This is a genomic window from Mesorhizobium sp. M0678 (assembly GCF_040320505.1).
Classification (GTDB): domain Bacteria; phylum Pseudomonadota; class Alphaproteobacteria; order Rhizobiales; family Rhizobiaceae; genus Mesorhizobium.
The window spans coordinates 1-18,775 of record NZ_JAMYPT010000032.1 but is presented as its reverse complement, the minus strand read 5'-3'; the positions used below and the strand labels follow the sequence as shown (position 1 = coordinate 18,775).

Genomic DNA, 18,775 nt, shown 5'->3' with positions numbered 1-18,775 from the left:
CCCTTGAGGGGTAGATGTCCGGCAGGACAGAGGGGGCGCGAAGGATCGCTACGGACGAGACGATCTCGGCTGCAACCCGCCCGCCGCCTAAACCCGTCGCTCCACCATCATCTTCTTGATCTCGGCGATCGCCTTGGCCGGGTTGAGCCCTTTGGGGCAAGTCTGGGCGCAGTTCATGATGGTGTGGCAGCGATAGAGCCGGAACGGGTCTTCGAGATTGTCGAGCCGCTCGCCCGTCGCCTCGTCCCTGGAATCGATCAGCCAGCGATAGGCCTGCAGCAGCGTCGCCGGGCCGAGATAGCGCTCGCCGTTCCACCAGTAGCTCGGGCAGGAGGTCGAGCAGCAGGCGCACAATATGCACTCGTAGAGCCCGTCGAGCTTTTCGCGGTCCTCATGGCTCTGCAGCCATTCCTTGGCCGGCTCGGGCGACACCGTCTTCAGCCACGGCTCGATCGAGGCGTGCTGGGCGTAGAAATTGGTGAGGTCGGGCACCAGGTCCTTGACCACGGCCATGTGCGGCAGCGGATAGACCTTGATCGCGCCGGAAATATCGTCGCAGCCCTTGGTGCAGGCCAGCGTGTTCGACCCGTCGATGTTCATGGCGCACGAGCCGCAAATGCCTTCGCGGCAGGAGCGGCGCAGCGTCAGCGTCGGATCGATCTTGTTCTTGATCCAGAGCAGCGCGTCGAGCACCATCGGCCCGCAATCGTCCATGTCGACGAAATACGTATCCATGCGCGGGTTCTCGTCATCGTCCGGCGACCAGCGGTAGATGCGGTATTCGCGCAGATTGGTCGCGCCCTCCGGCTTCGGCCAGGCTTTTCCGGCCATGATCTTCGAGTTTTTCGGAAGCGTGAGTTCGACCATTACCTCAGGTCCTTTCGGATGACGAGCTTCAGCCCGGACCAGATCTCGTTCACCGCCGCGACCTTGACGTCGACGAGGTCGAGCTTCAGCGCCTCTGTGCGGATAACGTCCTCGGTGACGTCGGTCGGCACTTTCGATGCCTTTTTTGGCCAAGAGACCCAGACCATGCCGTCCCGCTTGATCGCTGCTTCGATGTCGCCAAGACGGTCCTCGATCTCGACACGCTGCCGGGTGAAAGCATGCACGGCATCGTATTTGTCATGAACGCCCGAAATCGCCGACCAGTTGGCCAGCCGGTCGAGCTCGGCAAAGTCCACGGCTTCGGCAAGGTCGTCCAGCTCGGCCGGCAAGGCGACGAAAGCGGCAATCATCCCGTCCTTCAGGCCGAGCTTGGCCGGAAGGAGCGTGCCGGAATATCCCGCAACCGCCAGCGCCATCGTCAATACACCCTGGCCTTTGGCGCGATCTTGGCCGGGTTGATGCCGCCGTCTGCTTCCTTAAGCAGCGTTTCGGTGTGCACCGGCCGGTAGGTGAGCGCCACCTCGCCGGCCTCGTTGAGCCGAGCCAGCGTATGCTTGCGCCAGTTGGCGTCGTCGCGGGCCGAAAAGTCCTCCCGCGCGTGCGCGCCGCGGCTTTCCTTGCGCGCCTCGGCGCCGTAGACGGTGGTGATGGCGTTGGCCATCAGGTTTTCCAGCTCCAGCGTCTCGACCAGGTCGGAGTTCCAGATCATCGAGCGGTCAAACACCTTGACGTCGCCGAGTTCACCCCAGATCTGCGAAATGCGCCTGCAGCCGCTTTCCAGCGATTCCTGGGTGCGGAACACCGCCGCGTCCTCCTGCATCGCCTTCTGCATCTTTTCGCGCAAAACCGCTGTCGGCGTCGAGCCGTTGGCGTGACGCAGCCGGTCGAAGCGGTCCATGATCTTTTCGACGGCGGCCTCGTTGGGCGAAGGGATCGCCGATGTGCGGTCGATCACCTGGCCGGCCCGGATTGCCGCCGCACGGCCGAACACCACCAGGTCGATCAGCGAGTTGGAGCCCAGCCGGTTAGCACCGTGCACCGAGGCGCAGCCGGCTTCGCCGACCGCCATCAGCCCGGGCGACACCTGGTCCGGATTCGACGCCGTCGGATTCAGCACCTCGCCCCAGTAATTGGTCGGCACGCCGCCCATATTGTAGTGGACCGTCGGCAGCACCGGGATCGGCTCCTTGGTCAGGTCGACGCCGGCAAAGATCTTTGCCGATTCCGAAATACCTGGAAGCCTCTCGTGCAGAACGGCCGGGTCGAGATGGTCGAGATGCAGGAAAATGTGATCCTTCTTCGGGCCGACGCCGCGGCCCTCGCGGATCTCCAGCGTCATGCAGCGCGAGACCACGTCTCGGGAAGCAAGGTCCTTGGCCGACGGCGCGTAGCGCTCCATGAAGCGCTCGCCCTCGGAATTGACGAGATAGCCGCCCTCGCCGCGCGCGCCCTCGGTGATCAGGCAGCCGGCGCCGTATATGCCGGTCGGGTGGAACTGCACGAACTCCATATCCTGCAGCGGCAGGCCTGCGCGTGCGGCCATGCCGCCGCCATCGCCGGTGCAGGTATGCGCCGAGGTGGCCGAGAAATAGGCGCGGCCATAGCCGCCGGTCGCCAGCACCACCATCTTGGCCGAAAAGCGGTGGATGGTGCCGTCGTCGAGGTTCCAGGCGACGACGCCGGTGCAGGTGCCGTCCGGCTCCATGATCAGGTCGAGCGCGAAATACTCGATGAAGAACTGCGCATTGTGCTTCAGCGACTGGCCGTAGAGCGTGTGCAGCATGGCGTGGCCGGTGCGGTCGGCGGCCGCACAGGTGCGCTGCACCGGCGGCCCCTCGCCGAAATTCATCATCATGCCGCCGAACGGCCGCTGGTAGATTTTCCCGTCCTCGGTGCGGCTGAAGGGAACGCCGTAGTGCTCGAGCTCGTAGACCGCCGCCGGCGCTTCGCGCACCATGTATTCTTGAGCGTCGGTGTCGCCCAGCCAATCTGAGCCTTTGACGGTGTCGAAGAGATGCCACTGCCAGTTGTCGGGACCCATATTGGCGAGCGAGGCGGCGATGCCGCCCTGCGCCGCAACCGTATGCGAGCGCGTCGGGAACACTTTGGTGATGCAGGCGGTGCGCAGGCCCTGTTCGGCCATGCCGAGCGCGGCGCGCAGGCCGGCGCCGCCGGCGCCGACGACCACGACGTCGAATTTGTGATCGACATAGCTATAGGCGGAAGCCGTGTTGGCGTTCTTCGCGTCCTTGGCCAAAAAATCAGCCTCCAAATGCCAGTTTAAGCAGGGCGAAGACCGAAGCGACGCCGACGACTACGGGAAAGAATGTGTTGAGGGCGAGCAGCGCCAGCCTGGTGCCTTCGCCATGCACATAGTCTTCGATGATCGCCTGCATGCCGAGCCGCATGTGGTAGAGCACCGACAACAGCACCAGCGCCAGCACCAGTGCAACGAACGGATTGGCAAGTGCGGCGCGCACCTCGAGATAGCTGGCGCCGTTGAGTGCGATCAGGAAGCCGACGAAGAACAGGACCAGCGGGATGTTGGAGATCGCCGTCAGCCGCTGGCGCCAGAAATGGCCGGTGCCCTCGCGGGCGGAACCGAGGCCGCGGACCTTGGCCAGCGGCGTGCGCATGTCGGTGTTCTTGCCGTTCATGTCAGGCTCCCCGCGCCATGTAGCCGGCGATCCAGATCAGCAGCGTCAGCGTGACCGAGCCGGCAAGCGTCGCCCAGGCGATCCTCGATGCGGTATGCTTTTCCAGCCCTGCCCCAGTGTCCCAAATAAGATGGCGCACACCGCCCAGCATGTGGTGCATCAGCGCCCAGCTGTAGCCGAACAGCACCAGCCGTCCCAGCCACGAGCCGAAGGCCCAGTTGACGGCATTGAAGGTCGCCTCCGAGCTCGCCGCCGCCATCAGCCACAGCGCGACCAGCAGCGTGCCGAAATAGAGCGCCCCGCCGGTGATGCGGTGGACGATCGACATCGTCATGGTGATCGGCGGCCGATAGACGGTCAGATGCGGCGAAAGCGGCCGTTCACGTCTGGCAAATTCGCGGGTGGCTGGTGATTTGCTCATGGCTCCCCCAGTTCGGCGTCTCTGGAGCCTCAGGTGGGAATGCGGCATTACCGCTTCCGGTTGCGACTTCGGACAGCCGGTTTCTAATGCTCTTTTTGCACCGCGTCAAAGCCGGAAAACCGTTTCGAAAACGTAATTTAGTCTGATGAAAGCGAGGCTTTCATCTTCAATCGATTAGGGCTGTCGCCTTGCGCCGGCACAATGTCGCCGCACTGCAAAATATGGCTGGCGCAAGGGGCGGATCAGCGCTTGCAGGCCAGCGGTGGTGCACCGCCCTTCATCACCAGCGCCTCACGCCCATCGATCACGATTGCGTCATGCGCCTCGCCGTAACGGCTGGTCTGATTGGCCGGTGACGCCGGCAGCTCGGCGCTGACGCCGTTCTGGCCGAGGACGCGCACCGACGTGCCGAGATTCTCGATGGTCATCACGCTACCGTCGGCGCAGTTGTAAGTAGCTGTGCGCGGCTGCGGTGCCGTCGGTTCGTTAGCGGCGGGAGCCAGCGACACGGAAGCGGCGGCCGTGTTGCCGAGCTTGGGCGCGCTGGTCTGCGGCGCGCAGGCGGCTGCAGCCAGCAGCGGCGGAATGGCCAGCGCCATCCGAAACGTGCGGCGTAATCTCATTTGCTGCTTTCCCCCGCGTATCGAGCCCGCCGCGATGCTCCGGCAAGCCACCGGATTTCATGCTGTTTGAGTCGCGCCCGATGCTGGGGATGGTGGGAACAAGGCATGGCCGAATGATGGCCGGTGGGCGATTGGGTATTAACCATATTTTCCGAGACCTCGCCCCTGCTGCGGTTGCCCTCTTAACAAAGGTTAATAAAAGGTTAATTTCTGATTCGAGGAGGCTTGCCTCTCAGCAATGGAGCAGCACGCCATGCATTCGAATTCAGCAGGATCGCGCCTTCCCTGGTTCCTATTGGCGGCGCTCGCCGTCGGCGTCGTCGCACCGGCATTCGCCGGGACGCGCCATCATGACCGCGTCTATGCCGATTCCTTCGGCAATCTCGTCATCGACAGTGCCGCCGGCTACAAGCGTATCCTCGTTGGCGAGGGCAAGCTGGCCAAGGAATTGTCCGACTACACCAGCGCCGGCCAGCCCGACGTGATCTACGAAAACGAATCGGACGATGTCCGCGGCGGCGACTGCTATAGGCCGCCGGTTTTCGTCAAGGGCCGCAGCTATATGTACGGCCTCTCCGACGGCGAAATGCCGGAGCTCAGCCCCTGCCGCTGACGGCCACGCCGCCCTTGGTTGACGGCGCCGGCAGGGCAACAGCCGGCCCCACCGAGACACGCACGCAATCGCGACCGCTGCCCTTCGCCTGATAGAGCGCTTTGTCGGCGCGCCGCAGCAGGTCGGAAAAGCTTTCGCCCGGACCAAGCTCGGCAACGCCGAAGCTGGCGCTGCAGCGGTGATCCGCGGGCAGGCAGTCGATCGGCGTGGCACCGAAGGCGCTACGCGTGCCCTCGGCAAAGAGCCGGGCGGCGGCTAGATTGGTCCCCGGCAGGAAAATAGCGAATTCCTCGCCGCCGATGCGGCCGGCGACATGATGGTCGGCCGCGGCATCGCGGAGAAAACCGGCAAAGGTCTCGATGACCCGATCGCCCGACGCGTGGCCGTAAGTATCGTTGATGCGCTTGAAATGGTCGAGATCGGCAATGACCAGTGCCGCTGGAACGGCGCGCCGCATGGCGTCACGCAGTGCGATCTCGGCATGGCGCTCGAAGCCGCCACGGTTGAGCAGCCGCGAAAGCGTGTCGGTTTCCGATTTCGACGTCGCCTCGGCGAGCACGTCGCGGACCAGGATAGCCAATGTCACCAGCGCAAGCGCCAGGCCGAACACGGTGCCGACCGACTGCGACACCAACGCATAGCCGGTCTGCGCATAAGATTGCGGGTTGGCGCCCCAGCCACCAAGCGCATGGGCGATGAAGGGTTTGCTGGCGAACTGCAACGTGCTGGCCGCCAGGACAGCCATCAGCATATAGTCGAGCCGCTCGCGTCTTTGCCTGGACGACAAGACGATCGCCAGCCCGGTGAACTGCATGGCCGCATAGGGAAGCTGGTAGGCCGCCATTCGCACAAAGGATTGGCGTGGCAGGTCCTGCACGAAGTAGACCGCGAGGGTGGCGAAGACCAGGAAGAACAGCATCGGCGGCCAAGGCGGCGAAACGCGGTATTTATGGGCAAGCCCGCCATTGAAGGCGACGGTAGCGCCAAGGAAGGCGGCAAAGGCGGCGACAACCACGGGGCGCGCATTGTCGAAGGCAGGAATGCTGAACTCGATCGCGAAATAAGCCGTGCCGAGCACATAGCCGAACGCCAGCCAGCGTGCCGACACCCGGCCGGCGTCATAGACCGCGATCGTCATGAAGGCCGCCGCCAGCAGCCCGGCAACGAACAGGTTGATCAGCAGGATGAAATTAGCGCTGCCCATGGCGTTTTGGCACTCCCCCCGAACAGCAAATCACCAACGCGCGAAAAAGACGTTAATTCGAAGCCGCCGCTGACGCTCAGCCAGCACTGGTCCGATTGGGAAGGACGACCGTTTCAGGCCGCTGATAGGACAGGCATACGCTGTCGCGGCCACTCCTTTTGGCTTTGTAGAGCGCTTCGTCGGCGCGGCGCATCAGCGGGTCCAGCCCTTCGTCGCTGGTGCGGGCGGCCACGCCGAAGCTCGCGGTCACTCTTGTGTCGGACGGAAGTCCGTCGATTCTGCCCGCCGAATAGACCGTGCGAATGGCTTCGGCAAACAGTCTTGCCGCGCCAAGGTCGCTGAGCGGCAACAGCACGGCGAACTCTTCGCCGCCGATACGGCCGGCAACGCCGCGCGTACCTGCAGCCGACAGAAGCTTGGCAGCGAAGTCGGCGATAACGCGATCGCCGGCCGCGTGGCCATGCTGATCGTTGAGCGCCTTGAAATGATCGAGATCGGCAAGCACCAGCGCAACCGGCAATTGCGCCGTGGCACAGTGCTGCAGGACAAGCATGGCGCGCTCCTCGAAGCCGCGGCGGTTGAGCAGGCCCGACAGCGGGTCTGTCAGAGTTTCGGTCTTCAGGGCCTTCATCACATCGAGCGCGGCGGCGCCGAACAGGCAAAGCGCAATAAGCAGCGACAGCAATGCATGCGACAGCAGAGCCGTCGTCCAGTAGGACGAGGAGTAAAGCCCTTCATAGCTGGTGAACGGCCCATGCGCGATGACGACGGCAAGCGTCCGCGCCAGGAAGTTCAGGCCGGAAAGCAGCGACAGCACGAACAGGATCATTTCTGTCGGGCCGTTGTTGCGCACCACGCGCAACTCGGCGGCGACAACCAGGCTGATGCCGCCGAAGCTGAAATTGATGGCAAGGATGCGCCAGGTGAGATCCGGCCGGGCAAAAAGAAACCACGAAAACGCGGCCAGGCCGCCGCAGGCCAGAATGCCGACCGCCGGGTAAGGCACGCGCCGCCCATAGCGCGCAATGACCGCGCCGGCGAGACAGCAGGTGGCGAAGGTGAAGCACAGGATCGAGATGAGCTTGGTCGGTGCCATGCCGACCGGCAGCGTGAAATACTGGAGCAGGAAGCCTGCGGCCGAGGCCGAGTAGCCCGCCGCCAGCACGCCCAGATAGGGACGGTGGCGCTGATAGAACCACAGCACGAGAAATGCCGCGCCGAGTGTGAGGGCGATGCCTGGATTGAGCAGCGCTATGAGCAGGCCGGTGTCCAAGCGCTGTAATTTCCCCTCGCTTCCCCTTGGAGGACCTTAGAGCGGAAGCCCAAACAAGCGGTTAAGCGAAAGCGAATATACGACAGGTGCGTCGACAAAGCCGCTGGGCGGAACCGCGAACGGCGAGCGGCGTTTCACGACGGCAACCAGGAGACGCTCCGATGGCCGACACGATCATGCTGACCGATCACGATGCAATTCGCTCATGGGCCGCGGCACGCGCCGGCTTTCCGGCGATCGTCGACGTGTCGCCCGAAGCCGGAACGCAGCCCATGCTGAGGCTGGTCTTCGGCCAGCATGCCTACCAGGACCAGGATGAGGCCGAACGCCCGGTCAATGCCGGCGGCTACGAACTGGTCGAATGGGACGAATGGTTCAAACTCTTCGACGAGCGCCAACTGGCGCTGGTCGTCGCAAAGGACCAACCCGGCCGCCGTGAGGGATTCCACGAATTCGTCAGGCGGCCCGACTGAAGAATGCCCGAACCGCATTGCGGCTCGGGCTCCTCATATCCGACTGCGCGCGCCTGCCCTATTTCCACTCGCGGATGTCGACGAAATGGCCGGCGATCGCCGCCGCCGCGGCCATTGCCGGCGACACCAGATGCGTCCGGCCCTTGAAGCCTTGGCGCCCCTCGAAATTGCGATTCGAGGTCGAGGCGCAGCGCTCATGCGGCTTCAGCCGGTCGTCGTTCATGGCAAGGCACATCGAGCAGCCCGGCTCACGCCAGTCAAAGCCGGCGGCGACAAAGATCTTGTCGAGGCCTTCGGCCTCTGCCTGTTCCTTGACCAGGCCGGAGCCCGGCACGATCATCGCACTGACCCGCGGATTGACCTTCTTGCCCTCGATCACCTTGGCTGCGGCGCGCAGATCCTCGATGCGGCCATTGGTGCAGGAGCCGATGAAGACGCGATCGAGTTCGATATCGGTGATCTTGGTGCCCGGCTTCAGGCCCATATAGTCGAGTGCGCGCTGCTTGGAGGTGCGCTTGTTCTCATCAGTGATGTCGTCCGGGTTCGGCACGATGCCTTGCACCGAGACCACGTCCTCGGGCGAGGAGCCCCAGGAGACGATCGGCGGCAGCTTTGCCGCGTCGAGCACGACCACCTTGTCGAAATGCGCGCCTTCGTCGGACTGCAGCGTCTTCCAGTAGGCGAGCGCGGCGTCCCAGGCTTCGCCCTTGGGGGCGCGCGGCTTGTCCTTGACATAGGCGAAGGTGATCTCGTCGGGCGCGATCAGGCCGGCGCGGGCGCCGGCTTCGATCGACATGTTGCAGATCGTCATGCGGCCTTCCATCGACAGCGCACGGATTGCCTCGCCGGCATATTCGATGACATAGCCGGTGCCGCCGGCCGTGCCGATCTCGCCGATAATGGCGAGGATGATGTCCTTGGCGGTGACGCCTTCCGGCAGTGCGCCGTCGACGCGCACCAGCATGTTCTTGGCCTTGCGCTGGATCAGCGTCTGCGTCGCCAGCACATGCTCGACTTCAGAGGTGCCGATGCCATGCGCCAGCGCCCCGAACGCGCCATGCGTCGAGGTGTGGCTGTCGCCGCAGACGATGGTCATGCCGGGCAGCGTAAAGCCTTGCTCCGGCCCGATGATGTGGACGATGCCCTGGCGGATATCCTTCTCGGAATAATATTCGACGCCGAAATCCTTGGCGTTTTTGGCCAGCGCTTCGACCTGGATGCGGCTTTCCTCGTTCTTGATGCCGAACTTTCGCTCCGGCGAAGTCGACACATTGTGGTCGACCACGGCCAGCGTCTTTTCCGGATGCCGAACCTTGCGGCCGGTTATGCGCAGGCCTTCGAAAGCCTGCGGGCTGGTGACTTCGTGGACCAGATGGCGGTCGATATAGAGCAGGCAGGTGCCGTCGTCCTGGCGGTCGACAACATGGTCGTCGAAAATCTTGTCGTAGAGGGTGCGCGGTGCGCTCATTTGCGTAAATCCGTCGATTTAAAAAGGGAAAACGACGCCGGTCGGACCGGCGAAACAGCCTGGCGAGTCTGCCCTAGCTAAGTCGGCTGGTCAGCGCCCCGCAGACGCGCGCGGAAAATCGCGACGGCAGGCGTTTCCTGTCCTGCAGCACGAAACCTTTATAGGCCGGATCGCCAAAAAGCTCTTCCATGGCGCTGCTCATATCAATGTTTTGGCTTTTCAGCAATCGCGTCTGCCTTCGCAGGCGCTTCACAGCACCTCGAACACGAAGGTCTTCACCAGCGCGTCGGGCTCGGCGATTGCGTAGCAGCGGAACCACGGGCTCTCCTCGACCGGCTGCCATTTTTTCGCCTGCTCCAGTTCGCCAAACACGGCTTGAAACCCGCCGCTTTCAAACACCTGGTCGCGAACCGTGAAGATGGCGTGGCCGCCCGTCCTGGTGATGCGTACCAGTTCATGCAGGCCCGACGCCGGTGCGTGGCTGATGGTGAACACGCCGGTCGAGAAAAAGGCGCGGAAATACCCGTCCGCCCAAGGCAATGGCCCGCCGAGCATCGCCTGTTTCAGCTCGCTGTAGGCCTGCCGGCTGCCGGCGATTTTCAGCATGTCCTGCGACAGGTCGAGCCCGGCAATATCGTGGTAGCCGAGTGCCTTCAGGGACGGCCCCGACAGGCCGGTGCCGCAACCGGCGTCGAGCAGCGGCCCTTCGCCCGGCGGCACATGGCGCGCCACCCAGGCGGTGATCAGGAACGGCAGGAGATAGCCGAGCGCCGCGGTTTCGCCGTCATAGGTCGCGGCCCATTGCGCATAGGCCTTGGCGAGCGTCTCAGGCGTCTCGGCCGTATAGACCGCTTCCAGCGCCGCATTGGCCTTGTCGATGATCATGGGTCCTCCCCGGTCGCGTCCGCTCGATGGTAGCGCCGTTTTCGCCTGCCTTCTATTCCCCATGCTGGTGGCGGAGCCGCTTCTCCAGCGCCCGCAAGGCCAACGACAGGCCGACGGTCAGGATGAGATAGATATAGGCGACGATCGAATAGGTTTCGAAGAAGCGGAACGAGCCGGCGGCGTAGATCTTGCCCATCTGGGTGATGTCGGCGACGCCGAGCACCGAGACCAGCGAGGAATCCTTGACCATGGCGACGAAATCATTGCCGAGCGGCGGCAGGATGGTGCGGATCGCCTGCGGAAAGATGACCAGCCGGAAGCGCTGGGTGCGCGTCAGCCCGAGCGCCTTGGCCGCCTCGATCTGCCCCTTCTCGACCGCCTGGATACCGGCGCGGAACACCTCCGAGATGAAGGCGGAATAGCCGATGGTCAGCGCCATGACGGCGCGCCAAAGCAACGACACGTCGCGTACCAGCAGCTCACCGAAGAGGCCGGCGCTTTGCAGCGGCGCCGTCAGCGCGTTCCATGCCGCGACGAAGGCCGGCGCCCCGGCAAAGGCGATCCAGAACAACAGCACCAGCATCGGCACGCCGCGGATGATCTCGACGTAGAAGCGGCCGATCTGGCTGAGCCAGCGTGAGCCCGACAGGCCCATCAGCGCGACGCCGAGGCCGATCGCGCAAGCCAGCGCGAAGGCGACCACCGTGACGAAGATGGTGACGCCGATGCCCTTGGCGACGGTTGCGAAGACCTGGGCATAGAGGTCGCTGGCAGCGATGAAGATGGCGGCGGCCAAGGCGATCGCCACGGCCACGGCAAGCCACCACGGGAAGTCGGATTTGGCTGAGGCGGGAGGCGCCGACGGCATCAAGCGGTACCGATAACAGAGTCACGAAGGCAGCGTTCTGTCACACCCCCCTCTGGCCTGCCGGCGATCTCCCCCTCCAGGGGGGAGATCGGCAGCTTTGACCTCGCGGCCCGTTCTGCAACACTGAAAATTGGCGAAAGCCGATGCGAAATCCGATCTCCCCCCTTGAGGGGGAGATGTCCGGCAGGACAGAGGGGGGTGTACGAGCGCAGAGTCAGCGCGAGTTCCCGCGCACAATCGTCATGAAATGCGCGCAACAAGCGGGCCTACTGCCCCATCTTGTAATCAAGGAACCACTTCTTGTTGAGCGCGTCGAGCGTACCGTCGGCCTTGAGCGCGGCGATTGCCGCGTTGACCGGCTTCACCAGGTCGGAGCCCTTGGGGAAGATGAAGCCGAAATCCTCGGTGCCGAGTGGGCCGCCGATCAGCTTAAGGCCGCCATTGGACGCATCGACATAGCCCTTGCCGGCAGTGCCGTCGGTGAGCACGACGTCGACGTCGCCGGCCTTCAGTGCCTGCACCGTCGCGCCGAACGTCTCGAACAGCTTGATGCGCGGGTTCTGCTCGTTGCCGTCGAGCACGCTGTAGACGGCGGTGTAGAAGGGCGTGGTGCCGGCCTGCGCGCCGATCAGCCCGTCCTTGAAGGCGGCGAACGTCTTTGCATCGGTGAAGCGCTTCTCGTCGCCGCGCACCAGCATGAACTGTTCCGAGCGCATATACGGATCGGAGAAATCGACCTTCTGCTTGCGGTCGTCCTTGATGGTGATGCCGGTCATGCCGATGTTGTACTGATTGTCGGAAACCGCCTGGATCATCGCGTCCCAAGAGGTATTCTGGTACTCGACCTTGAAATTCAGCCGTTTGGCGATCTCGTTCATCGCGTCATATTCCCAACCGATCTGCTTGCCGGTCTTGGCATCGATGAACTGCAGCGGCGGATAGGCGTTTTCGGTCACCACCACCACCTTCTTGCCGCCGAGGTCGGGCAGCGCCTGCGCCAGAGCCGCGACCGGCACGAGAAGGCAAGCCAGCAGGCCGGCCAGCAGCAGTTTCGAATTGATCATGACTATGCTCCCCAGGAACTGAACCGCCTCGATCGACCGAGGCATGCAGGAAATCCGGCGCCGACTTTAGCTTTCCGCAGGCGCCTTGCAAGCCGCTCTGATGCGCCGCTCGGCACGAAAATGAATTCCAATGCTTTCAACGGCGGCAATTACAGAACGATCCGTATCGATTGCGGACCGGCAAAATCGAATCCACCTCGTGAAATAAAAAGGCGGCCGAAGCCGCCTTTCCAAAACCATGAGTTTTGAAGACGCCTTATTCGGCGGCAGTTGCTTCCGCGGCCTTGGCGGCCTCGTCGGCGGCCTTCTTCTCGGCGGCGTCCTGCGCGGCCTTCTCGGCGGCCAGCGCCTGGGCGGCGGCCACTTTCTCGGCCTCGATGCGCGCCTTCTCGGCGTTCAGCGCATCGCGCTCTTCGTCGTTGAGCTTGCGGGCGCGCACGCCGGTGTTTTCCGAAATGCGGGCCGATTTGCCGCGACGGTCTCGCAAATAGTACAGCTTGGCGCGACGCACCTTGCCGCGGCGCACGATCTCGACGCCCTCGACCATCGGCGAATAGACCGGGAACACCCGCTCCACGCCTTCGCCGTAGGAGATCTTGCGGACGGTGAAGTTTTCCTGGAAGCCGGCGCCGGCGCGGGCGATGACGACGCCCTCATAGGCCTGGACGCGGGTGCGGGTGCCTTCGGTCACACGGACCTGGACGCGCACGGTATCGCCGGGCTGGAATTCGGGGAGCTTGCGCTTGGCTTCGATCTTGGCGGCCTGCTCGGCCTCGAGCTGACGGAGGATGTCCATCTCAAAAATCCACTTCTTGTTCTTCCGACAGTCAGAGCGCCCGACACTCGCCTTGCAGTCGCATCGACCGCTCGGCTATGCCCTTCGTTCGAGAACGTCTGTTCGAGAACATCGGGCAGGGGCGACTACACCGTCATTGTTGACGGGCCAGAAGATCGCTCTTGGCAGATTTTTCTTCCGGTTCGGCGCGCACATACAGCTATTTCGGCGCTTTGTCACGTCTTCGCCGTTTCTTTTTTGGGCCGTTTCTTTTTTGCGCTGCTTCTTGGGCTGGCGCCCGCTGTGGCAATCCCGTGATCGCTTGTGGTCCAGGGGGTTGCGCCCGCGCGTCAAGCTTCCTAAGCCGGAAGATAAGCATTTTCCTCCAGCGACGACACCCCTCATGCCAATCTTGGACGCGGTCCTGCTCTTTCTCGCCGGCTTTCTATCAGGCGCGGTCAATGCCGTTGCCGGCGGCGGCACGTTCATAACCTTTGGCGCCATGACCCTGGCCGGCCTGCCGCCGATCGTCGCCAATGCGACATCGTCGGTGACGCAGTTCCCCGGCTACATCACCTCGACGCTCGCCTATTGGCACGACATCAAGCATTTCTGGCGCGGCGCACTGCTGCTCAGCCTCATTTCGGCTCTCGGTGCGCTGTCTGGCGCGCTCATCCTTCTAGGGCTCGACAACCCGTCCTTCCGCGCCTTGGTGCCGTGGCTGCTGCTGGCGGCAACCGCATTGTTTGCTGCCGGGCCATGGCTGAAGCCGGCGCCCAAGCCGGAGCATGAGGCCGCGGTGGGTTCTCTGGTCGGGTCGCTGGCGCAGTTCGCCACCGCCGCCTATGGCGGCTTCTTCGGCGCCGGCATGGGCGTCATGATGCTGGCGACGCTCGGTCTCACCCAGTCCGGCGACTATCACCGGCTGAACGCACTGAAGAACATGCTGGCCGTGGTCATCGCTGCGGTTGCCATCCTCGTCTTCGTCTCGGGCGGCGTCATTGCCTGGCTGCAGGCGATCATCATGATCCCGGGTGGCGCGCTGGGCGGCTATGCCGGCGTCTGGATCGCTAGGCGCGTGCCGCAGAACGCGGTGCGCGGCTTCGTCATCGCCGTCGGCCTGTTCCTGGCTTTCTACTATTTCGACAAGGGCTGAGCGGCTGAAAGATCCGGCCGTCGCTCCTTCGTCAGCCTCTCCGCTTCGGCCCGCCGCCAAGCCGCGATCTTCCTGTGATTGCCCGAAATCAGCACTTCGGGAATCGGCCGGCCCTCGAACTCCTGCGGCCGCGTATAATGCGGATGTTCGAGCAGGCCGTTTTCAAAGCTCTCTTCCTCGCCCGATACCGCATTGCCCATGACGCCGGGCAGCAGGCGCACCACGGCGTCGAGCAGCACGAGTGCCGCCGGCTCGCCGCCGGACAGGATGAAGTCGCCGATCGAAACTTCCTCGAGGCCGCGCGATTCAATGACCCGCTGGTCGACGCCTTCGAAGCGGCCGCAGACGATCACCGCACCCGGCCCGCCGGCGAGCTCGCGCACCCGTGCCTGCGTCAGCGGCTTGCCGCGCGGGCTCATCAGCAGGCGCGGACGTGGATCGGCTGCCGGCGAGGCATGGTCGATGGCGCTGGCCAGCACGTCTGCCCGCATCACCATGCCGGCGCCGCCGCCGGCCGGCGTGTCATCGACGGTACGGTGACGATCGCTGGCAAAGTCGCGGATCTGGATCGTTTCGAGCGACCAAATGCCGGTCTCGAGCGCGCGGCCGGCCAGCGACAGGCCAAGCGCGCCGGGAAACATGTCGGGATAGAGCGTCAGCACCGAAGCCGAAAAACTCACCGGTTGCCTCCGGCGTCCCTCGGCCCGCGCGGCCTGCCCTTGGGGTCGAAACCGTCGTCAGCGGGAGGCTCGCCGTCCTCGTCCTCGACCAACCCTGCGGCGGCTGGATCAACGCGGACAAAGCCGCCGGCGATCGACACTTCCGGAACGGCGGCCTGCGTGAACGGGATGAGCACGCCTTTGCGCCCCGCCAGCGTCACGTCGAGAATGTCGCCGCCGCCGAAATTATGCACGGTGACGACCTTGCCGATGATGGCACCGATGTCATCCTTGACCTCCAGTCCGACGAGGTCGGCATGGTAGAATTCATCCTCTTCGCCCTCATCGGGCAACACCGAACGGTCGACGAACAATTCGGTGCCGGCCAGCGCCTCGGCGGCATTGCGGTCGTTGACGCCTTTGAACCGCACCACCACCACGGTGTTGGCGGGCCTGATGTCGACGATCTGGAAGGCGCGGCCATCCCTGGCGTAGAGCGGACCGTAATCGGCCAGCGCCAGCGGGTCGCCGGTAAAGCTCTTGACGCGCAATTCGCCCTTGATGCCATGCGCGGCACCGATCACGGCCATCTGGACGGGGTTTTGCGGCTTGATCATCTGCGGAAAATCCTTTGCCTTGCTCTAACCCCAGCCCGTCGTCATTTCAATGACGCCGCTCTTCACCGCTTCCTAACCCGCGTGCCGGAAGATGGCGGGGAACTGGAAGAGTGCAATGCAGGAATTCCTCATACCGGCAAAACCCGACCTGCAGGCGGCGCGCGAGGCCTGGCTGAAGATGCTGGCGCGCGAACGCCGGCTATCGCCCGAAACCGTCGAGGCCTATGAGCGCGACACGCGCCAGTTCCTGCATTTCCTGACCGGCCATTGCGGCGGCTCGCCCGGCATTTCCGACATCGCCGATCTGCGCCCCGCCGATCTGCGCGGCTTTCTCGCTGCCCGCCGTGCCGAGGGCGCCGGCGCCCGCACGCTCGGGCGCGGGCTGGCCGGCATCCGCTCGCTGCTGCGTTTCCTGGAACGGCGCGGCCTCGCCAATGCGGCAGGTGCGACAGCCTTGCGCGCGCCGCGGCAGCCGAAATCGCTGCCCAAGCCGCTGACCGCAAGCGATGCAAAACACGTCGTCTCGGTGGAAGGCCAACTGGCGGAGGAGCCGTGGATTGCCGCGCGCAACGCCGCCGTGCTGACCCTGCTCTATGGGTCCGGCTTGCGGATCTCCGAGGCGCTCGGCCTGTCGGGCGCCGATCTTTCCTCACCTGGTGATACCGTGCTGCGCGTCACCGGCAAGGGTGGCAAGACCCGGCTGGTGCCGGTGCTGCCGGTGGCACTGCGGGCGATTGCCGAATACCGCCGCTTGTGTCCCTGGCATCTCGATCCCAAGGGCCTGCTGTTTCGCGGTGCCCGCGGCGGCCCGCTCAACCCGGCAATCGTCCAGCGCGACATGGCCAAGCTGCGCTCGGCGCTCAACCTGCCCGACACGGCGACGCCGCATGCGCTGCGCCATTCCTTCGCCACGCATCTGCTAGGGCGCGGCGGCGACCTGCGCACCATCCAGGAGTTGCTCGGCCACGCCAGCCTGTCGACAACCCAGATATACACCGGCGTCGACACCGCCAGGCTGCTCGAGATTTACGAAGCAGCTCATCCTCGTGCGTGATCGATGCATGTGTCGGTGGCCATCTCGCAACAATTTTGATGCGCCGGTTAACCGTTTTGCCGCTTTTTGCGCCTAGAAGCGCAGCATGAAACGCCTCATCGCCATCGCCGACCGCGCGACCCATATGTCGCTGAAGCTGCTCGTCGCGCTCAACGCCCTGTTTTTCCTCTCTTTCCTCATCGTCGCGCTGCTCGCCGCGGGCAAGGCACGCGCCGAGACTTCGGCCTGCGGCGGTAGCGATATGCTGAGCGCGCTGCAAAAGGACGACCCGGCTGCCTACCGCAAGATCGAGGCAGACGCGGCAGCGACGCCGAACGGCAAGGGCCTGCTGTGGAAGCTCGAAAAATCGGGCGAAAAACCGTCCTTCCTGTTCGGCACCATGCACGTTACCGACCCGCGCGTCACCACGCTGCCACCCGCCGCGCAGAAGGCATTCGATGCGGCTGGCACCGTCATCATCGAGACCACCGAAGTGCTCGACAAGCAGAAGATGATGGCAGCACTGCTGAAAGAGCCGGATCTGATGATGTTCACCGACAAGACGACGCTTTCGTCGCTGCTGTCGCCGGAGGATGCGGCGGTGGTCAACAAGGCGCTCGATGCGCGTGGCATCCCGCCAGCGACCGTCGCCAAGATGAAACCTTGGTTGCTGTCGGCGATGGTGGCGCTACCTGTATGCGAAGTCGCCCGCCAGGCTGGCGGTGCGCCGGTGCTCGACGTCAAGCTTGCCAAGGACGCCGAGGCTTCGGGCAAATCGGTCGAGGGGCTGGAGACAATCGCCGACCAGCTGCGCGCCATGGCTTCGCTGCCGATCGCCTTTCACCTGAAGGGGCTGGTCGATACGCTGAAGCTTGGCGACAAGGTGAACGACGTCAACGAAACCATGATCGTGCTTTACCGGCGTGGCGACACTGGCATGTATGTACCGCTGTTTCGGGCCGTCATCCCCGAACAGGTCGACGACCAATCGGGTTACGCCGAATTCGAGCAGACCATGATCACCAGCCGCAACAAGGTGATGGTCGATCGTGCAGCGCCGATCCTCGCCCACGGCAATGTCTTCATGGCGGTCGGCGCCATGCACCTTCCCGGAGCGCAAGGCTTGGTCGAGGGTTTCCGCAAGATCGGCTATACGGTGACCGCCGTCAACTGAACGACACGGCGGAGTTGCACACCGAATCATTGCCGAGGCGGGACCAGCCCTTACTCGTGGCGCGACGGCGGACCAGCCGCGCTTCGTGCCAAGAAACTGAAAAAGGTTCGGTTTGGCTCGATCGAAACCCATTTTGCGGTGGAAATGCATGCCTGCAAGCGATTCCGGATCAGAATTGCCCTGTTTTCGGCGTTTTCAACGCCTAATGTGAAACCGATTCAACGATTGTACGTTGATGGCTATTACTTGATGTTTTTCATCCACGGAGGACACTTTTATGGCGAACACACCCAATCCGAACGACCCATTCACCTCACCGGGTACCGCACGGCCACGCGGCGGCGGCAGCGGCTGGCTGATTGCACTGGTCGTCGTTATCCTGGCAATTGTCGCCTATTATGTTTTTGGAAGACGTAGCGAGGCACCTGCGCCTGCCGAACCGCCCGCAGCCAGCACACCGGCTCCGGCCCCAGCACCTGCCGAGCCGATGAAGCCAGCCGAACCGGCTCCTGCGCCAGCTCCGGCGACACCCGCTCCGGCTCCGGCAGAGCCTGCACCCGCGCCTGCACCCGCGCCGGCTCCGGCTCCGGCTCCGGCACCCGCGCCGGCACCGGCTCAGTGATCAGACTGCCGACTTAGTATATGAACGGCCCGCTGAAAGGCGGGCCGTTTTTTTTGGGGAGCAGCCGTCGATGCTCTGAGCTGCGATTAGCCATGGGCTAACTTCATCTTCGTCATCCAGCGCGGAGCAGGAGCGAAGCGACATCGCGGAGACCCTGGAATCCATCTGTGGTTCAGAATGGAAGCCGTCTGTGGTGATCCTTCGAGTTGTGTGCGTCAAGTTCTGCAAAATGGCGTGGCATTGCGGTGACGTCGGCGTGTCCGCCGCGCAGCCCCCGTGTTTAGCGGAGCGGCGGACACATG

The 18,775-nt window shown here is 63.9% G+C and carries 21 protein-coding genes; 5 read left to right on the top strand and 16 right to left on the bottom strand.

The features are described 5' to 3' along the window. Positions 1-87 precede the first annotated feature (87 nt). The 6 genes from NKI29_RS30450 to NKI29_RS30425 all read right to left on the bottom strand — a co-directional run bounded on the left by NKI29_RS30450 (position 88) and on the right by NKI29_RS30425 (position 4,589). Positions 88-867, bottom strand: coding sequence for a succinate dehydrogenase iron-sulfur subunit (locus NKI29_RS30450; RefSeq protein ID WP_352680581.1), 780 nt, complete (start codon positions 865-867; stop codon positions 88-90). Next, a complete protein-coding gene (locus tag NKI29_RS30445) occupies positions 867-1,304 on the bottom strand; it encodes a DUF3052 family protein (protein ID WP_352680582.1) in 438 nt (145 codons plus the stop codon). Before NKI29_RS30445 ends, NKI29_RS30450 begins: the two co-directional genes overlap by 1 nt. A 2-nt stretch (positions 1,305-1,306) precedes the next feature. Beyond that, complete coding sequence (sdhA, locus tag NKI29_RS30440; RefSeq protein ID WP_023679766.1) at positions 1,307-3,145, bottom strand: succinate dehydrogenase flavoprotein subunit; 1,839 nt, start codon at positions 3,143-3,145, stop codon at positions 1,307-1,309. 4 nt (positions 3,146-3,149) lie between these two features. Continuing rightward, a complete protein-coding gene (gene sdhD, locus NKI29_RS30435; RefSeq protein ID WP_292663226.1) occupies positions 3,150-3,545 on the bottom strand; it encodes a succinate dehydrogenase, hydrophobic membrane anchor protein in 396 nt (131 codons plus the stop codon). A 1-nt stretch (position 3,546) separates the two neighbouring features. After that, the gene (sdhC, locus tag NKI29_RS30430) at positions 3,547-3,966 is read right to left on the bottom strand and encodes a succinate dehydrogenase, cytochrome b556 subunit (protein WP_292663224.1); all 420 of its coding nucleotides are present in this window, start codon (positions 3,964-3,966) and stop codon (positions 3,547-3,549) included. A 242-nt stretch (positions 3,967-4,208) separates the two neighbouring features. After that, entirely contained in the window at positions 4,209-4,589 is a 381-nt protein-coding gene (locus NKI29_RS30425; RefSeq protein ID WP_352798350.1) for a hypothetical protein, read from the bottom strand. Positions 4,590-4,842: 253 nt separating this feature from the next. On the opposite strand from NKI29_RS30425, the gene NKI29_RS30420 reads away from it, so the two are divergent. Continuing rightward, entirely contained in the window at positions 4,843-5,202 is a 360-nt protein-coding gene (locus NKI29_RS30420) for a hypothetical protein (protein WP_352450158.1), read from the top strand. Here NKI29_RS30420 and NKI29_RS30415 read toward each other — a convergent pair. Both NKI29_RS30415 and NKI29_RS30410 read right to left on the bottom strand, forming a co-directional pair. Next, entirely contained in the window at positions 5,186-6,406 is a 1,221-nt protein-coding gene (locus tag NKI29_RS30415; protein ID WP_352798349.1) for a GGDEF domain-containing protein, read from the bottom strand. The genes NKI29_RS30420 and NKI29_RS30415 overlap by 17 nt on opposite strands. 76 nt (positions 6,407-6,482) lie before the next feature. Beyond that, positions 6,483-7,679: a GGDEF domain-containing protein gene (locus NKI29_RS30410; RefSeq protein WP_352798347.1), complete on the bottom strand. Its 1,197-nt coding sequence runs from the start codon at positions 7,677-7,679 to the stop codon at positions 6,483-6,485. 161 nt (positions 7,680-7,840) lie between these two features. Between NKI29_RS30410 and NKI29_RS30405 the strand changes: the two genes are divergently transcribed. Beyond that, positions 7,841-8,152: a hypothetical protein gene (locus tag NKI29_RS30405; RefSeq protein WP_023679773.1), complete on the top strand. Its 312-nt coding sequence runs from the start codon at positions 7,841-7,843 to the stop codon at positions 8,150-8,152. 58 nt (positions 8,153-8,210) lie between these two features. Here the strand turns inward: NKI29_RS30405 and leuC are convergent, their stop codons facing one another. From leuC to rplS, 6 genes are all read right to left on the bottom strand, one after another. Continuing rightward, positions 8,211-9,620, bottom strand: coding sequence for a 3-isopropylmalate dehydratase large subunit (gene leuC, locus NKI29_RS30400; RefSeq protein ID WP_352798345.1), 1,410 nt, complete (start codon positions 9,618-9,620; stop codon positions 8,211-8,213). A gap of 73 nt (positions 9,621-9,693) precedes the next feature. Beyond that, positions 9,694-9,846, bottom strand: coding sequence for a hypothetical protein (locus tag NKI29_RS30395; protein WP_198023639.1), 153 nt, complete (start codon positions 9,844-9,846; stop codon positions 9,694-9,696). A 23-nt stretch (positions 9,847-9,869) separates the two neighbouring features. Then, positions 9,870-10,505, bottom strand: a complete 636-nt coding sequence (locus NKI29_RS30390) for a class I SAM-dependent DNA methyltransferase (RefSeq protein WP_352798343.1) — start codon at positions 10,503-10,505, stop codon at positions 9,870-9,872. A gap of 52 nt (positions 10,506-10,557) precedes the next feature. Further along, positions 10,558-11,373, bottom strand: a complete 816-nt coding sequence (locus NKI29_RS30385; protein ID WP_352572232.1) for an amino acid ABC transporter permease — start codon at positions 11,371-11,373, stop codon at positions 10,558-10,560. Positions 11,374-11,639: 266 nt separating this feature from the next. Continuing rightward, entirely contained in the window at positions 11,640-12,437 is a 798-nt protein-coding gene (locus NKI29_RS30380) for a transporter substrate-binding domain-containing protein (RefSeq protein WP_031212709.1), read from the bottom strand. A 256-nt stretch (positions 12,438-12,693) separates the two neighbouring features. Next, positions 12,694-13,233: a 50S ribosomal protein L19 gene (gene rplS / locus NKI29_RS30375; RefSeq protein ID WP_023679779.1), complete on the bottom strand. Its 540-nt coding sequence runs from the start codon at positions 13,231-13,233 to the stop codon at positions 12,694-12,696. A gap of 382 nt (positions 13,234-13,615) precedes the next feature. On the opposite strand from rplS, the gene NKI29_RS30370 reads away from it, so the two are divergent. Further along, positions 13,616-14,368, top strand: a complete 753-nt coding sequence (locus tag NKI29_RS30370) for a sulfite exporter TauE/SafE family protein (protein ID WP_352572230.1) — start codon at positions 13,616-13,618, stop codon at positions 14,366-14,368. On the opposite strand, the gene trmD is transcribed toward NKI29_RS30370, so the two are convergent. Together trmD and rimM are read right to left on the bottom strand one after the other, a co-directional pair. Further along, on the bottom strand, positions 14,350-15,048 hold the full coding sequence (trmD, locus tag NKI29_RS30365) for a tRNA (guanosine(37)-N1)-methyltransferase TrmD (protein ID WP_352572229.1): 699 nt from the start codon (positions 15,046-15,048) through the stop codon (positions 14,350-14,352). The two genes, NKI29_RS30370 and trmD, sit on opposite strands and share 19 nt — an antisense overlap. Then, positions 15,045-15,644, bottom strand: coding sequence for a ribosome maturation factor RimM (gene rimM / locus NKI29_RS30360; RefSeq protein WP_352572228.1), 600 nt, complete (start codon positions 15,642-15,644; stop codon positions 15,045-15,047). The genes trmD and rimM overlap by 4 nt, the downstream gene beginning before the upstream one ends. 115 nt (positions 15,645-15,759) lie before the next feature. On the opposite strand from rimM, the gene NKI29_RS30355 reads away from it, so the two are divergent. Both NKI29_RS30355 and NKI29_RS30350 read left to right on the top strand, forming a co-directional pair. Next, a complete protein-coding gene (locus tag NKI29_RS30355) occupies positions 15,760-16,698 on the top strand; it encodes a tyrosine recombinase XerC (RefSeq protein WP_352456326.1) in 939 nt (312 codons plus the stop codon). An 85-nt stretch (positions 16,699-16,783) separates the two neighbouring features. Beyond that, positions 16,784-17,851: a TraB/GumN family protein gene (locus NKI29_RS30350; RefSeq protein WP_352572226.1), complete on the top strand. Its 1,068-nt coding sequence runs from the start codon at positions 16,784-16,786 to the stop codon at positions 17,849-17,851. Positions 17,852-18,775: the final 924 nt, after the last annotated feature.

Excerpts from the sequence above, each read along its gene's own strand:
- NKI29_RS30385 (WP_352572232.1), bottom strand. The coding sequence starts at position 11,373 with ATGCCGTCGGCGCCTCCCGCCTCAGCCAAATCCGACTTCCCGTGGTGG.
- NKI29_RS30425 (WP_352798350.1), bottom strand. The coding sequence starts at position 4,589 with ATGAGATTACGCCGCACGTTTCGGATGGCGCTGGCCATTCCGCCGCTG.
- NKI29_RS30390 (WP_352798343.1), bottom strand. The coding sequence starts at position 10,505 with ATGATCATCGACAAGGCCAATGCGGCGCTGGAAGCGGTCTATACGGCC.
- sdhD (WP_292663226.1), bottom strand. The coding sequence starts at position 3,545 with ATGAACGGCAAGAACACCGACATGCGCACGCCGCTGGCCAAGGTCCGC.
- NKI29_RS30415 (WP_352798349.1), bottom strand. The coding sequence starts at position 6,406 with ATGGGCAGCGCTAATTTCATCCTGCTGATCAACCTGTTCGTTGCCGGG.
- NKI29_RS30350 (WP_352572226.1), top strand. The coding sequence starts at position 16,784 with ATGAAACGCCTCATCGCCATCGCCGACCGCGCGACCCATATGTCGCTG.
- rimM (WP_352572228.1), bottom strand. The coding sequence starts at position 15,644 with ATGATCAAGCCGCAAAACCCCGTCCAGATGGCCGTGATCGGTGCCGCG.
- NKI29_RS30420 (WP_352450158.1), top strand. The coding sequence starts at position 4,843 with ATGCATTCGAATTCAGCAGGATCGCGCCTTCCCTGGTTCCTATTGGCG.
- sdhC (WP_292663224.1), bottom strand. The coding sequence starts at position 3,966 with ATGAGCAAATCACCAGCCACCCGCGAATTTGCCAGACGTGAACGGCCG.
- rplS (WP_023679779.1), bottom strand. The coding sequence starts at position 13,233 with ATGGACATCCTCCGTCAGCTCGAGGCCGAGCAGGCCGCCAAGATCGAA.
- NKI29_RS30445 (WP_352680582.1), bottom strand. The coding sequence starts at position 1,304 with ATGGCGCTGGCGGTTGCGGGATATTCCGGCACGCTCCTTCCGGCCAAG.
- NKI29_RS30450 (WP_352680581.1), bottom strand. The coding sequence starts at position 867 with ATGGTCGAACTCACGCTTCCGAAAAACTCGAAGATCATGGCCGGAAAA.
- NKI29_RS30380 (WP_031212709.1), bottom strand. The coding sequence starts at position 12,437 with ATGATCAATTCGAAACTGCTGCTGGCCGGCCTGCTGGCTTGCCTTCTC.
- NKI29_RS30405 (WP_023679773.1), top strand. The coding sequence starts at position 7,841 with ATGGCCGACACGATCATGCTGACCGATCACGATGCAATTCGCTCATGG.
- NKI29_RS30370 (WP_352572230.1), top strand. The coding sequence starts at position 13,616 with ATGCCAATCTTGGACGCGGTCCTGCTCTTTCTCGCCGGCTTTCTATCA.
- leuC (WP_352798345.1), bottom strand. The coding sequence starts at position 9,620 with ATGAGCGCACCGCGCACCCTCTACGACAAGATTTTCGACGACCATGTT.
- NKI29_RS30355 (WP_352456326.1), top strand. The coding sequence starts at position 15,760 with ATGCAGGAATTCCTCATACCGGCAAAACCCGACCTGCAGGCGGCGCGC.